General features: G+C 56.1%; 12 protein-coding genes and 1 pseudogene. 7 read left to right on the forward strand and 6 right to left on the reverse strand.

Annotation, left to right across the window (positions count from 1 at the left end; genetic code table 11):
- Positions 1–56 precede the first annotated feature (56 nt).
- Positions 57–923 (reverse strand): DNA-binding transcriptional regulator YeiE, encoded by an 867-nt coding sequence (gene yieE / locus L977_RS06370; RefSeq protein WP_047625335.1) that lies wholly within the window; start codon positions 921–923, stop codon positions 57–59.
- Between the two features lie 97 nt (positions 924–1,020).
- Between yieE and L977_RS06375 the strand changes: the two genes are divergently transcribed.
- Together L977_RS06375 and nfo are read left to right on the forward strand one after the other, a co-directional pair.
- The gene (locus tag L977_RS06375; protein WP_047625336.1) at positions 1,021–2,067 is read left to right on the forward strand and encodes a YeiH family protein; all 1,047 of its coding nucleotides are present in this window, start codon (positions 1,021–1,023) and stop codon (positions 2,065–2,067) included.
- 64 nt (positions 2,068–2,131) lie between these two features.
- Positions 2,132–2,989, forward strand: coding sequence for a deoxyribonuclease IV (gene nfo, locus L977_RS06380; RefSeq protein WP_014884574.1), 858 nt, complete (start codon positions 2,132–2,134; stop codon positions 2,987–2,989).
- Between the two features lie 45 nt (positions 2,990–3,034).
- On the opposite strand, the gene fruA is transcribed toward nfo, so the two are convergent.
- From fruA to fruB, 3 genes are read right to left on the reverse strand one after another with little or no spacing between them, the layout of a single operon-like run.
- Positions 3,035–4,726, reverse strand: coding sequence for a PTS fructose transporter subunit IIBC (gene fruA / locus L977_RS06385; RefSeq protein WP_047625337.1), 1,692 nt, complete (start codon positions 4,724–4,726; stop codon positions 3,035–3,037).
- Between the two features lie 16 nt (positions 4,727–4,742).
- Positions 4,743–5,681 (reverse strand): 1-phosphofructokinase, encoded by a 939-nt coding sequence (gene fruK, locus L977_RS06390; protein ID WP_008500936.1) that lies wholly within the window; start codon positions 5,679–5,681, stop codon positions 4,743–4,745.
- Complete coding sequence (fruB, locus tag L977_RS06395; RefSeq protein WP_047625339.1) at positions 5,681–6,811, reverse strand: fused PTS fructose transporter subunit IIA/HPr protein; 1,131 nt, start codon at positions 6,809–6,811, stop codon at positions 5,681–5,683. Before fruB ends, fruK begins: the two co-directional genes overlap by 1 nt.
- 361 nt (positions 6,812–7,172) lie before the next feature.
- On the opposite strand from fruB, the gene setB reads away from it, so the two are divergent.
- Entirely contained in the window at positions 7,173–8,354 is a 1,182-nt protein-coding gene (setB, locus tag L977_RS06400) for a sugar efflux transporter SetB (RefSeq protein WP_047625341.1), read from the forward strand.
- On the opposite strand, the gene L977_RS06405 is transcribed toward setB, so the two are convergent.
- Positions 8,351–8,605 carry a YkgJ family cysteine cluster protein gene (locus tag L977_RS06405; protein WP_023330932.1) on the reverse strand — a complete coding sequence of 85 codons (255 nt, stop codon included), beginning with the start codon at positions 8,603–8,605 and terminating at the stop codon, positions 8,351–8,353. The two genes, setB and L977_RS06405, sit on opposite strands and share 4 nt — an antisense overlap.
- Positions 8,606–8,766: 161 nt before the next feature.
- Between L977_RS06405 and yeiP the strand changes: the two genes are divergently transcribed.
- Complete coding sequence (yeiP, locus tag L977_RS06410) at positions 8,767–9,339, forward strand: elongation factor P-like protein YeiP (RefSeq protein WP_014884579.1); 573 nt, start codon at positions 8,767–8,769, stop codon at positions 9,337–9,339.
- Between the two features lie 117 nt (positions 9,340–9,456).
- Here yeiP and uxuA read toward each other — a convergent pair.
- Positions 9,457–10,647, reverse strand: a pseudogene (gene uxuA, locus L977_RS06415) (mannonate dehydratase).
- A 205-nt stretch (positions 10,648–10,852) separates the two neighbouring features.
- On the opposite strand from uxuA, the gene L977_RS06420 reads away from it, so the two are divergent.
- From L977_RS06420 to L977_RS06430, 3 genes are all read left to right on the forward strand, one after another.
- Complete coding sequence (locus tag L977_RS06420) at positions 10,853–12,319, forward strand: mannitol dehydrogenase family protein (RefSeq protein WP_047625342.1); 1,467 nt, start codon at positions 10,853–10,855, stop codon at positions 12,317–12,319.
- 123 nt (positions 12,320–12,442) lie between these two features.
- Entirely contained in the window at positions 12,443–13,429 is a 987-nt protein-coding gene (locus tag L977_RS06425) for a CobW family GTP-binding protein (protein ID WP_014884582.1), read from the forward strand.
- A gap of 33 nt (positions 13,430–13,462) precedes the next feature.
- Complete coding sequence (locus L977_RS06430; protein ID WP_014884583.1) at positions 13,463–14,176, forward strand: phosphatase PAP2 family protein; 714 nt, start codon at positions 13,463–13,465, stop codon at positions 14,174–14,176.
- Positions 14,177–14,408 lie beyond the last annotated feature (232 nt).

Raw genomic sequence — 14,408 nt, forward strand, 5'->3', positions numbered from 1 at the left:
TAAAGCATCATTTTTCCCTCCCCCTTTTGGGGAGAGGGCCAGGATGAGGGGCAATTTCACATCTCGCAATAGCGCAGAAAACGCTGCAGCGAACTGGAAAGGTGTTTCTGACGATGATGGATGCACCACAGCGTGCGCACCAGTTTCGGCAATGGAACAGGAATTTCCACCAGCGATCCCGTCTCAAGCTGTTCGACAATCACGCGTCGGGAAAGGCAGCTGATCCCCAGTCCATGACGCACCGCATGCTTAATCGCCTCCGAGTTACCCAGCTCCATTCCCAGCTGGAAATGCGGCAAATGAGACAGCAGCAGGTAATCGACAATTTCACGCGTGCCGGAACCCTGCTCGCGCAGGATCCACTGAGCCTGCGCCAGGCGCTCCAGCGTCACCTCGCCCTGTAATAAAGAAGAGGCCGGGGAGGCAAACACCACCAGCTCATCTTCCAGCCAGGGCTCAGCGATGATATCGACGTTGTGGCACGGACCTTCAATGAGACCGATATCCACGCGAAAATCGATCACCGCGTTGATGACGTCCTGGCTGTTACCCACGCTCATCTCCAGCGGCAACGAGGGAAAATCCCGGCGATAGCGGGCAATCACTTCCGGCAGGATGTAGTTACCGATGGTACTGCTGGCAAAAACGCGGATCGCGCCGTTGTCTTCGCGGAACAGCTGTTCAATTTCGATAGCCTGCTCCAGCAGAGCCAGCGCGCGCGGGTAAAGCAGGCGGCCATGCTCATTGACCACCAGACGCTTCCCTACCCTGTCGAAAAGCTGAACGCCTAACTGTCCTTCGAGATCGGTCAACGCCGCGCTAACGGCAGACTGAGAGAGCGCCAGCATTTGTGACGCCTGAGTCGTAGAGCCGCTCTTCAGCACTTCGGCAAACACTTCCAGCTGACGCAATGTAATGTGCATGGTCACTTACCACTTATATAGATTGATTATAAGTATATAATCAATTTTATTTTTAAGCCAGATCGCCGTAACCTTTAGCCAGACAAAGGAGAAGGTTATGTCAGAACTCACCTTACAACATCATCGTACAGTGTGGCACTTCTTGCCGGGTCTCGCGCTCAGCGCCGTCGTCACCGGTGTGGCCTTATGGGGCGGCAGTATACCGGCAGTGGCCGGCGCCGGGTTTAGTGCATTAACGCTGGCTATTTTGCTCGGCATGGTGGTCGGGAATACCGTCTACCCGCACATCTGGAAATCCTGCGACGGGGGCGTCATTTTCGCCAAACAACATTTATTACGTCTGGGCATTATTCTTTACGGCTTCCGCCTGACCTTTTCGCAGATTGCGGATGTCGGCGTGAGCGGGATTGCCATTGATGTCCTGACCCTTTCGAGCACCTTTATGCTGGCGTGCTTTATCGGCCAGAAGGTGTTTGGCCTGGACAAGCAGACCAGCTGGTTAATTGGCGCAGGCAGCAGCATTTGCGGTGCGGCAGCGGTACTGGCAACGGAACCGGTCGTTAAAGCTGAAGCCAGTAAAGTGACGGTGGCCGTCGCGACGGTGGTCATCTTCGGTACGCTGGCGATCTTCCTTTATCCGGCTATGTATCCGCTGGTGGCGCACTGGTTTAGCCCGGAAACCTACGGCATCTATATCGGTTCGACGATGCACGAGGTGGCACAGGTGGTCGCAGCAGGTCACGCCATCAATCCGGAAGCGGAAAATGCCGCGGTCATCGCCAAAATGCTGCGCGTCATGATGCTGGCCCCGTTCCTGATTTTCCTGGCCGCGCGGGTTAAGCAACTGGCTCCGGCAGGTAGCAGCGAGAAAAGCAAAATCACCATCCCGTGGTTTGCGATCCTGTTCATCGTGGTCGCTATCTTTAACTCGTTCCACCTGCTGCCAAAAGCGGTCGTGGATATGCTGGTGACGCTGGATACGGTGCTGCTGGCCATGGCGATGGCGGCTCTGGGTGTGACCACGCACGTCAGCGCCCTGAAAAAAGCCGGTGCAAAACCGCTGCTGATGGCGCTGGTGCTCTTTATCTGGCTGATTGTGGGCGGCGGCGCGATTAACCTCGCCGTACACAGCCTGATGGCATAAACCCTCTCGTCGTTCTCCTGTTAACCCGTTATGATAAGCGTTTCGGGTTAACAGGAGTCTTTTTATGAAATATGTTGGAGCGCACGTCAGCGCTGCAGGTGGCCTTGCAAACGCCGCCATTCGCGCCGCCGAAATCGAGGCAACCGCTTTCGCCCTGTTCACCAAAAATCAGCGCCAGTGGCGCGCCGCACCGCTCACCACCGACGTGATTGATGATTTCAAAGCCGCCTGTGAAAAATACCACTACGGGCCGGGCCAGATCCTTCCCCACGACAGCTATCTGATTAACCTCGGTCATCCGGTTCAGGAAGCGCTGGATAAATCCCGCGAGGCGTTCCTTGATGAAGTGCAGCGCTGTGAACAGCTGGGGCTGACGCTGCTGAACTTCCATCCGGGTAGCCATCTGATGCAGATCGACGAAGACGCCTGTCTGGCGCGTATTGCTGAGTCCATCAACATCACCCTGGAGAAAACCAACGGCGTGACCGCGGTGATCGAAAACACCGCCGGTCAGGGCAGCAATCTCGGCTTTAAGTTCGAACATCTGGCGGCGATCATCGACGGCGTGGAAGATAAATCCCGCGTGGGCGTGTGCATTGATACCTGTCACGCGTTTGCGGCCGGTTACGATCTGCGTACAACCGAGGCAACGAAAAACACGTTCGATGAGTTTGAGCGCATCGTTGGCTTCAAGTACCTGCGCGGTATGCACCTCAACGATGCGAAAAGCGCCTTTGGTAGCCGGGTTGACCGCCACCATAGCCTGGGCGAAGGCAATATCGGTCACGATGCATTTCGCTTTATTATGCAGGATGCCCGTTTCGACGGTATCCCCATGGTGCTGGAAACCATTAATCCGGATATCTGGGCGGAAGAGATCGCCTGGCTCAAGGCACAGCAGACCGCTGAACAGGCGGCATAAAAAAAGCCGGGTTGCTTCGCACCCGGCTTTTTTGTTGCTTATCGCTTACGCTGCTTTTGCAACCACTTCCGCTTCCGGACGTTTCAGCACCGCGTAAGAGAGTCCCGCCACCAGCGTACCGGCAATGATTGCCAGCAGGTAACCCAGTACCGGGGTGATTGCGCCTGGGATCAGCAGGACGAACAGACCACCATGTGGTGCCATCAGCTTCGCGCCAATCGCCATGGAGATGGCCCCCGTCACCGCACCGCCCACGATACAGCATGGCAGCACACGCATTGGATCACGCGCCGCGAACGGGATTGCACCTTCGGTAATGAAGCACAGACCCAGCACCAGCGCCGCTTTACCGCCTTCCTGCTGCGCTTTGTCGAACTTACGACGGGCGATAATGGTCGCCAGGCCGAGCGCCAGAGGTGGCACCATACCGGCCGCCATGATCGCCGCCATCGGCGCGTAGGTCTGGGTACTCAGCAGGCCAACGCCAAACGCGTATGCCGCTTTGTTCACCGGACCGCCCATATCGGTACACATCATACCGCCGAGGATTGCGCCCAGCAGAACCGCGTTCGCCGTACCCATGGTTTGCAGCCAGTGGGTCAGACCCGTCAGGATGCCCGCTACCGGTTTACCGATGAGGTAAATCATCGCCAGACCCACCACCAGGCTGGAAATCAGCGGGATGATGAGAATCGGTTTCAGCGCTTCCATACTCTGCGGCAGCTTCAGCTTCGAGCTGATCAGCTTCGCGACGTAACCGGCCAGGAAGCCAGCAATGATACCGCCGATAAAGCCGGAACCGGTGCTGACGGCCAGCATACCGCCAATAAGACCCGGCGTCAGACCAGGACGATCAGCGATGGAGAAAGCGATAAAGCCTGCCAGAACCGGCACCATCAGCGCGAACGCTGACCCCCCGCCGATCTGCATCAGCGCAGCCGCAAGCGTACCTTCTTCTTTAAATGCTGTAATACCAAACGCAAACGACAGCGCGATACACAGACCACCCGCCACCACCATCGGCAGCATGTAAGACACACCCGTCAGCAGGTGACGGTAGGCCCCCGCAGACTCTTTCTTCCCTTCGGTGGCGGTTTTAGCCGCACCGGTAGCCTGGTAAGGTTTGGCTTCCGCCAGCGCTTTATCAAATTCCTGAGCGGTCTTTTTCAGCGCCAGGCCGGTTGAGGTGCGGTACATCGGCTTACCGGCAAACTTCGCCAGATCGACTTCGATATCGGCCGCCACAATCACCAGATCGGCTTCCGCCACTTCTTCCGGGGTGATGGCGTTACCGGCACCCACGGAGCCACGGGTTTCGACTTTTACCCACCAGCCGCGTTTTTTCGCTTCGGTTTCAATGGCTTCAGCCGCCATAAAGGTATGCGCTACCCCAGTTGGACACGCCGTTACCGCCACAATGCGTTTCGGCCCGGTGGCCGCAGCCGCGGTCGGTGCTGTCGCGACAGGTGCGCTGTAAACCGACGCGTGGCCTTTCGCTTCACTCAGGAACAGGTCTGGATGTGCCACCGCGCGATTAATATCGCCCAGCCACACTTTTTTACCGTTCAGCGCACTGTCCGCAGGGATTTTATCACCCAGAACAATCGCCAGTTCAGCATCACCCGGGTTATCAATGATGTCCAGGTGTGCTTTTTGTGCCGCCGCGCCCAGCAGGGTCTTCGCCATATAGGCGCGAGCCTGTCCGAGACCGGAGTCAATGATCAGCAGCGTTTTCATTATTCCTCTCCTGCTGTTAGTTAAAAGGTTTTAAGTCAACGCGCGCCATCATCGCGGCTAACTGGGTACGATCGGTAATACCGACATTGCTCTGGCTCACGGCCAGGGCTGCAACGGCGGTGGCAAGACGTAACGTATGTTCACTGGATTCACGCATCAGCAGGCCGTAAATCAGGCCGCCAACCATCGAATCCCCAGCGCCAACGGTACTCACAACTTCCATTGACGGCGGTTTGGCAATCCATTCGCCAGAAGCGTTAACCCACAACGCGCCTTCTGCACCCAGCGAGATCACGACGTGAGCGATACCCTGCTCACGCAGCGCATGGGCTGCATCAATCACATCTTTTAATTCTGGCAGCTTACGGCCAGCCCAAATCTCCAGTTCGCGGCGATTCGGCTTCACCAGCCATGGAGACGCTTTCAGACCCGCAACCAGTGCGTCACGGCTGCTGTCGAAAATAATGCATGGGCACTGGCTACGCAGGCGCGTCATCCAGTCGGTAAACGCTTCCGGGCTCACGCCAGACGGCAGGCTGCCGCTGACGCACACCATGTCGAACTGACCGAGCCAGGTGAGAGAGTCGTTAACAAAGCGCTCCCAGTCTGACGGGGTGACTTCGAAGCCAGAGAAGTTCAGGTCAGTCACTTCACCGTCTTTCTCCGTCAGCTTGACGTTGATACGGGTACGGCCCTGAACGACCTGGAAGCGGTTAGCAATGCCCAGCTCGCTGAACAGCTGCTGGAAACCGTCCTGGTTATCTTTACCGAGGAATCCACCCACGGTGACATCGATACCGAGATCCTTGAGCACTTTCGCGACGTTAATCCCTTTGCCCGCAGCATGCAGGCCAGTGGTACGCACGAGGTTTACTTCGCCGCGCTCAATCTCCGGGCAAAACCCCACCAGGTCATATGCCGGGTTCAGCGTAATAGTCGCAACACGTCTGCTCATTATGCGCCCTCCCCCAGACCTGCCGCGATGGCGTCGCCAATCGCTTTCAGCGCCTGTTCAGCATCAGCACCCTGCGCGGTGAAACGCAGACGGTGACCTTTCTTCACGCCCAGCGCGACCACTTTCATCAGACTACGGCCGTTGGCCGGTTTGCCCGTGCCATCAAGGTTAGCCACGGTGATCTCACTTTCGAATTGTTTAATGGTATTCACCAGCATGGTGCCTGGACGGGCGTGCAGGCCGTGTTCGTTACGTACCACGAACTCAGCGGTCAGCAGGTCATCCGTCAGCGCATCATCACTGGTCAGCAGAGCCAGCACGGTGGCAGCATCCGCGTTCAGCAATTTTTCAGCTTTATTATTCAGCAGCAGATCGCCCAGACGCTTCAGCACCGACACTGGCTGCTCATCGTTCATCGCCACGGTGACCAGCATGGCGGCAGGCTCACCCTCAACGTCAAACGCTGTGGCTGCACGGCTCACCGCGATAGCACTGCGCAGGTTGCCTTCAGCACTGTCGTTCAGCCAGATACTCTGGCCAAGATTCAACGGTTTGTCGTTAATCACGCGCGTCACGAAGGTGGCATCAGCCGCCCCGGCTTCTTTAAGACGACCCGCGTTCAGCGCCTGCAGCGTGACCAGATCCGAAGCCACAACATCCAGCGTCAGCGTGTCATTATCCAGTTTCAGCGCTTCACTCTGTTTTTCACCCATCAGCAAGGCACGCAGCTCTTCAGCGGTTGTCGCAGACTTCAGCTGTTCCGCCACGGCGTCATCACTCAGGACATGCGTTAGCTGACGCAGCAGACCCAAATGTTCGTCGCTGCTGGCCGCAATGCCGATAGCCACATACGCTACCTGACCTTCGCCCCAGAGCACGCCCTGCGGGAACTGATAAACCTTCACGCCGGTTTTCAGCACCTGGTCGCGAGTGTCTGTTGTACCGTGCGGAATGGCAATCCCATTACCGAGGAAGGTGGAGGTCTGCTGCTCGCGCGCCAGCATACCGTTTACGTAGCCGTCCGCGACGTTGCCTGCCTGCACAAGGGCAGCGGCAACCTGACGAATAGCCTCTTCTTTATCCCCGGCCTGAGCGCCCGGGTGAATATCCTGAACAGATAACTGGAACATGGTTCTCCTCTCCTGCTGAAAGTGAATCGTTTCAGCTTACATGAGAAAAAATACGCTAGCCTGCTCCGTTTGCTAAAACAAGATAGCGCTGAAACGTTTCAAAAAGTCTTGCGCTTTCTGCAATGTCTTGCAAGAAAAGTCGTATTTCCGATCTCAGAATTTAGAGATGCAGCACATTTCTTCCGCATTCAGCTGAATTTTGCTGAAGTTCAGCAAATCAGTTTCAGCTAAGTTCAGCCAGCAGGGTGAGAAGTTGAAATGCCATTTTGATTTTTCGTGGCATCATTGACCTCGTCCACTGTTTATTTTTTAGCTAACGGCGTAAACTCCGCCCCTCTCTGTTACTCGCTAATTATAAAACATGCATAACACCCCTGCGGCCACCTCGCCGAAGCCCTTCGATTTGACGTCAACGGCGTTCCTGATTGTTGCCTTCTTCACGGGCATTGCTGGCGCGTTGCAAACCCCAACGCTGAGCTTATTCCTGACCAACGAGGTTCACGCCCGTCCTGCGATGGTTGGCTTCTTTTTTACCGGGAGCGCCATTATCGGCATCCTGGTAAGCCAGTTCCTGGCGGGCCGTTCCGACCGAAAAGGCGATCGTAAAAGCCTGATCGTTTTCTGCTGCCTGATGGGCGTCCTGGCCTGCGTTTTGTTTGCCTGGAACCGTAGCTACTTCATTTTATTGTTCGTGGGGGTTTTTCTGAGCAGCTTTGGCTCAACCGCCAACCCGCAGCTGTTTGCCCTCGCCCGCGAGCATGCCGACCATACCGGGCGTGAAGCGGTGATGTTCAGCTCGGTCCTACGTGCTCAGGTGTCGCTGGCGTGGGTGATTGGCCCGCCGCTGGCTTACGCGCTGGCGATGGGGTTTGGCTTTACGGTGATGTACCTGAGCGCGGCGGTCGCGTTTGTGGCGTGCGGTGCGATGGTGTGGTGCTTCCTGCCGTCAATGCGCAAAGAGCCCAAAGTGGCGACAGGCGTCCTGGAGGCCCCGCGCCGTAATCGACGCGATGCCCTGCTGCTGTTTGTTATCTGCACGCTGATGTGGGGCACCAACAGCCTGTATATCATTAACATGCCGCTGTTTATTATTGATGAACTGCATCTGCCGGAGAAACTGGCCGGCATAATGATGGGCACCGCTGCCGGTCTGGAGATCCCGACCATGCTGATAGCGGGCTATTACGCGAAGCGTTTCGGAAAACGTTTTTTGATGCGCATCGCGGCCGTCGCCGGGCTGCTGTTCTACGTTGGTATGCTGACGGTCCATACGCCGGGGCTGCTGCTGGCTTTACAGCTGCTGAACGCCATCTATATCGGGATTCTGGCGGGGATTGGCATGCTCTACTTCCAGGATCTGATGCCGGGCCAGGCAGGCTCAGCGACCACCCTTTATACTAATACCACGCGCGTGGGCTGGATTATTGCAGGCTCCATGGCCGGGGTCGTTGCTGAGATCTGGAACTACCACACGGTGTTCTGGATTGCGCTGGTGATGTGTACGCTGACCATTGGCTGTCTGGCGAGAATCAAAGACGTTTAAGGCGCGGTGAGCGCTTCCAGCTCAAGCAGATAGAGCATCGCCTGCGCACGCGAACTGCCGCACATCTCGACCCCAGGCTGTAGCCCGGAGCAGACCTTCGGGCGCAGGGGCGAACCAAAGATCATACACAGGTTGGATTCAGAGAGCTGAACACAGCGGGTATTGGCGGGCTTGCCCTCCGGCATTCCGGGTATCGGGCTTGAAATGGACGGAGCGGTACAGCACGCGCCGCAATCTGGACGACAATCCATACATGCTCTCTCAGTGACGAAGCCCGTGCAGTCGGGCATCGGGCGCACAGTAACACCTTTTGTGCGTTGATAGCAAAAGCCACGAATTCCGCTTGCCTGAAAGGCCGCGCACGAGTAATTTGGCGCGATATTTTTTACCTCCCGTAAACAGGATTATTGCAATGCCAAGAGCGAACGAAATTAAGAAAGGTATGGTACTGAATTACAACGGCAAACTGCTGATTGTGAAAGACATCGACATTCAGGCTCCCAGCGCCCGTGGTGCTGCCACGCTGTACAAAATGCGTTTTGCCGATGTGCGTACCGGCCTGAAAGTGGAAGAGCGCTTTAAAGGTGACGATATTGTCGATACCGTGACCCTGACCCGTCGCTATGTTGATTTCTCTTACGTCGACGGCAACGAGTACGTGTTCATGGATAAAGAAGATTACACCCCGTATATCTTCACCAAAGATCAGATTGAAGAAGAGCTGCTGTTCATCCCTGAAGGCGGTATGCCTGACATGCAGGTTCTGACATGGGATGGCGTGCTGCTGGCGCTGGAACTGCCTCAGACCGTCGATCTGGAAATCGTTGAGACGGCACCTGGCATCAAGGGCGCATCCGCAAGTGCCCGCAACAAACCTGCCACTCTGACCACCGGTCTGGTTGTGCAGGTGCCGGAATACCTCTCCGCAGGCGAGAAAATCCGCATCCATATCGAAGAAAAACGCTATATGGGTCGCGCTGACTGATCGCGGCGTTTGTCGGGTGGCGGCTTCGCCTTACCCGACCTACAAAAACACAAAAACCGGCTCTCAGGCCGGTTTTTTTGTAGGCCCGGTAAGCGTAGCGCCACCGGGCAACAGAACTTAAAGAAGCTCCGGGTATTTCGTCATCTTCAGCGCCAGCTCAACGCCGCGCACTTCCGCCATCCCTTTCAGTCGGCCTATGGCCGAATAGCCTGGGTTGGTTTTCTTGCGCAGATCGTCCAGCATCTGGTGCCCGTGGTCCGGGCGGAACGGAATAGGACGGACATCGCCAGCCTGCTTACGACGCGCCTCTTCTGCCAGGATGGCATCGACCACCGCGACCATATTGACGTCTCCGCCCAGGTGCGCGGCTTCGTGGAAGGTCTTAGGATTATCCTCCCGGCAGGTTGCGCGCAAATGCGTGAAGTGAATGCGATCGCCAAAGGCTTCAATCATCTGCACCAGGTCGTTATCCGCGCGAACACCGTAGGAACCCGTACACATGGTAAAGCCGTTATAGATGCTGTTGACCGTCTCTTTCAGCCACTGCATATCTTCGATAGTGGAAACGATGCGCGGCAGACCGAGGATAGGACGCGGTGGATCGTCCGGATGCACGGCCAGACGCACGCCGACTTCTTCCGCAACCGGTACGATAGCGCGCAGGAAATAAGCCATGTTTTCACGCAGCTGGTTCTTATCAATATCGCCGTATTCCGCCAGACGCGCGCGGAACTGGTCCAGCGTGTATCCCTCTTCTGCGCCCGGCAGGCCCGCAATGATGTTGCGGGTCAGCTTTTCAATATCCGCTGCACTCGCGTCATTAAACCATTGAAGCGCCTGCTGCTGCTCTTCAGCGGTGTAATCCGCGTCGGCGCCAGGGCGTTTCAGGATGTGCAGCTCAAATGCCGCAAAGGCAATCTGGTCGAAACGCAGCGCTTTTGAGCCGTCCGGCATCGGGTATTCCAGATCGGTCCGCGTTCAGTCCAGAATAGGCATGAAGTTATAGCAAACCGTATCAATGCCGCAGGCCGCCAGGTTGCGAATGCTCTGCTGGTAGTTCGCAATCCAGGTCTGGTAATCCCCGGAATGGGTTTTGATATCTTCGTGGACCGGAATGCTCTCCACGACAGACCAGGTTAATCCCTTCTCCGCCAGCAGCGCCTGGCGCTGTTGAATTTCCTCAACCGGCCAGACCTGGCCGTTAGGAATGTGATGCAGCGCCGTCACGACACCCGTTGCGCCAGCCTGACGCACATCATCAAGAGAAACCGGATCGTTCGGCCCGTACCAACGCCAGGTTTGTTCCATTGCCTCACCCTCTAAAGTTGTTATACCAATATGTGTTACCGCAATGACGACTACCATACATGTTTAGCGTACAGGGTCAACATACCGCCACACGTTGATTGATCCAACTCACAGAACGGGGATATTTACGGCTCACCAATTTTATTTGCTGTCATATAACTTTACACTGGCATTGTTAATTAATGGTTAATCAGGTGTGTATTTCATGAAGACAATTGCCTCCACCTCGCTTCCTGCCCATGTTCAGCAACCTCGCTACGATCGCAAGCAATTACGCTCCCGGATCGTCCATTTTGGCTTTGGCGCATTTCACCGCGCGCACCAGGCGCTGTTAACAAACCGGGTGCTGAATGAAAAAGGCGGCGACTGGGGGATTTGTGAGATTAGCCTCTTTAGCGGTGATGTGCTGATGGGCCAGCTGCGCGCGCAGGATCATCTGTTTACCGTGCTGGAGAAAGGTGCTGAAGGAAATCAGCCAATCATTGTCGGCGCCGTTCATGAATGCCTGAATGCAAAGCTTGATTCCCTGTCCGCCATTATTGAGAAATTTTGTGAGCCCCAGGTGGCGATTGTATCGCTCACCATCACCGAGAAAGGCTACTGCATCGATCCCGCGACCGGTAAGCTGGATCGACAAAACGCGCGGATCCAGCACGACCTGGACAACCCCGCCGAACCGCATTCTGCGCCTGGGATCCTGGTCGAGGCGCTACATCGCCGCCGCGAGCGAGGTTTGCCAGCGTTTACCGTGCTTTCCTGTGACAATATTCCTGACAATGGCCACGTGGTGAAAAATGCCGTGCTTGGCATGGCGCAGAAACGTTCCCCGGCCCTGGCGGAGTGGATCGAAGGCCACGTGAGTTTTCCGGGCACGATGGTCGACAGAATTGTTCCCGCGGCGACGGAGGCCTCGCTTGCAGAAATCGCCGATGCGCTCGGCGTCGACGATCCGTGTGCCATCAGCTGCGAGCCGTTTATTCAGTGGGTGGTGGAAGATAATTTTGTTGCCGGGCGTCCGGAGTGGGAAGTGGCAGGTGTCCAGATGGTGCAGGACGTTCTGCCGTGGGAACAGATGAAATTACGCATGCTCAACGGCAGCCACTCTTTCCTGGCGTATCTGGGATACCTCGCCGGGTACGCGCATATTAATGAATGTATGGAGGATGCCGCCTTCCGTGAAGCCGCCCGGCGGTTAATGCTGGAGGAGCAGGCGCCTACGCTGCGTATAAAGGATGTGGACCTGACCGCCTATGCCGACAGCCTGATTGCGCGCTTCGCCAACCCGGCGCTGCAACACCGGACCTGGCAGATTGCGATGGACGGTAGCCAGAAACTGCCGCAACGGATGCTGGATGGCATCCGCATCCACCTTGAGCGAAATACCGACTGGCCTCTTCTGGCACTGGGCGTTGCCGGCTGGATACGGTACGTCAGCGGTACCGACGAACGCGGCAACGCGATTGATGTTCGCGATCCCCTCAGCGATAAAATTCGCGCGATTGTCGGGGCCAGCCACGACGCTGACCGCGTTAACGCGCTGCTGGGGCTGAGCGAGGTCTTTGGCCACGATCTCCCCCAGAATAGCGTATTTGTTGAGGCGGTAAGCGAGGCATACGCGCGCATCACCCGCCGCGGCGCCCGTCATGCTGTTATAGAAACGTTAAATTTTTAACGATTATTGCGCTTAACGCGAACGGACGTCGCCGCCGTTCGCCCTTCCCCTTCTCATTGGGTACGTTTTTCGCCAGGATAAGAGAATAGTGTTATAGCATCACAATTCTCGTCTGGAGTGCATGTGACCAAAACGAACCTCATCACCGGTTTTCTCGGCAGCGGTAAAACCACCTCAATTCTCCATCTGCTGGCGAATAAAGATCCTGCAGAGAAATGGGCCGTACTGGTCAATGAATTTGGCGAAGTGGGCATTGATGGTGCGCTGCTGTCAGAGAGTGGCGCAATGATTAAAGAGATCCCCGGCGGGTGCATGTGCTGCGTCAATGGCCTGCCGATGCAGGTCGGGCTCAATACGCTGCTGCGTCAGGGTAAACCGGACCGCCTGCTGATTGAGCCTACCGGTCTGGGCCATCCGAAGCAGATCCTCGATTTGCTGACCGCACCGGTCTACGAGCCGTGGATCGATCTGCGCGCCACCCTGTGCCTGCTCGACCCGCGTCTGCTGCTTGATGAAAAAGCGGTGGCCAATGAGAACTTCCGCGATCAGCTCGCCTCGGCGGACGTTATTGTCGCTAATAAAGAAGATCGCGCCACGGCGGAAAGCCAGGCCGCGCTTGAGGCGTGGTGGCAACATTTCGGCGGCAATCGTACCCGCGTGCAGACCACCCAGGGAAAAATCGATAGCGCCCTGCTCGACCTGCCTCGCCAGAATCTGGCGGAACTCCCGGCCAGCGCAGAGCATGCTCATCACCATCCCGTTAAACAGGGACTGGCGGCGCTTAGCCTGCCAGAGCACCAGCGCTGGCGACGTAATCTGAACAGCGGCCAGGGATATCAGGCCTGCGGATGGATTTTCGATGCCGATACGGTTTTCGACACCATAGGCATCCTTGAGTGGGCCAGACTTGCGCCGGTTGATCGCGTAAAAGGCATTATGCGCACGCCAGACGGGCTGGTGCGGATCAACCGTCAGGGCGAGGATTTCTTTATCGAAACGCAAAACGTCGCGCCGCCGGATAGCCGAATAGAGTTAATTAGTGCGGTTAACGCCGACTGGAATGCCCTGCAGTCCAGCCTGTTGAAGCTTCGTTTAAGTTCAGGCGGCTAACGTTGCCCCAGTTTTCACTCTATGCTGAACGTTATGACAACTCGATTTCCCCTGATATTACTGCTTAATGTCGCCGGTCTGGCGCTCTTTTTCTCCTGGTATATCCCGGCGAATCACGGTTTCTGGTTCCCGCTGGATTCAGGCCTGTTTCATTTCTTCAACCAGGCGCTGGTGAAGAGCGATGCGTTCCTGTGGCTGGTGGCAATCACCAACAACCGCGCCTTCGACGGCATTTCCTTGCTGGCGATGGGTGGTCTGATGCTCTCTTTCTGGCTCAAAGAGGATGGCACAGGGCGTCGCCGTATCCTGATCATCGGTCTGGTGATGCTTCTGGCTGCGGTGGTTATTAATCAGCTGGCGCAACATCTGATGCCGGTAAAACGCGCCAGCCCGTCGCTCTCTTTCCCGAATATTTACCGCGTCAGCGAATTGCTGCATATTCCAACGAAAGATGCGTCGAAAGACAGTTTTCCGGGCGATCACGGCATGATGCTGCTTATTTTTTCGGGTTTCATGCTGCGCTATTTCGGCAAGAAGGCATTCACTATTGCCCTGCTTATTGTGGTGATATTTGCCTTCCCGCGCGTGATGATTGGCGCTCACTGGCTGACGGATATTGTCGTGGGTTCTCTTTCAGCAGTGCTGATTGGTCTGCCGTGGGTGCTGATGACCCCCTTGAGCGATCGCCTGATTGCCGTTTTTGATCGCTATCTCCCGCGCAGAAAGCAACAAGTATTAAACAAATAACTACCGTTTTTAACGTTAACCGTCAGGGATCATTGCGATCCCTGATAGATCACGTCCCCCGATCCTTTCACGCTGTCATATTCTCGTCATCGTATTCATGATAAAAATGAAGCAATTGCGCGATAACGCTGCGGATCTGCCGCTATTTTGAGCAATTGCCCATTTTTACTTTCTGTATCACAATTTCTTATAAAAAAAACGGTTTTTTTACTCGCAATACCCCAGGCAATCG

The sequence above is a fragment of the Enterobacter sp. ZOR0014 genome (assembly GCF_000798855.1).
Lineage (GTDB): Bacteria > Pseudomonadota > Gammaproteobacteria > Enterobacterales > Enterobacteriaceae > Enterobacter > Enterobacter kobei.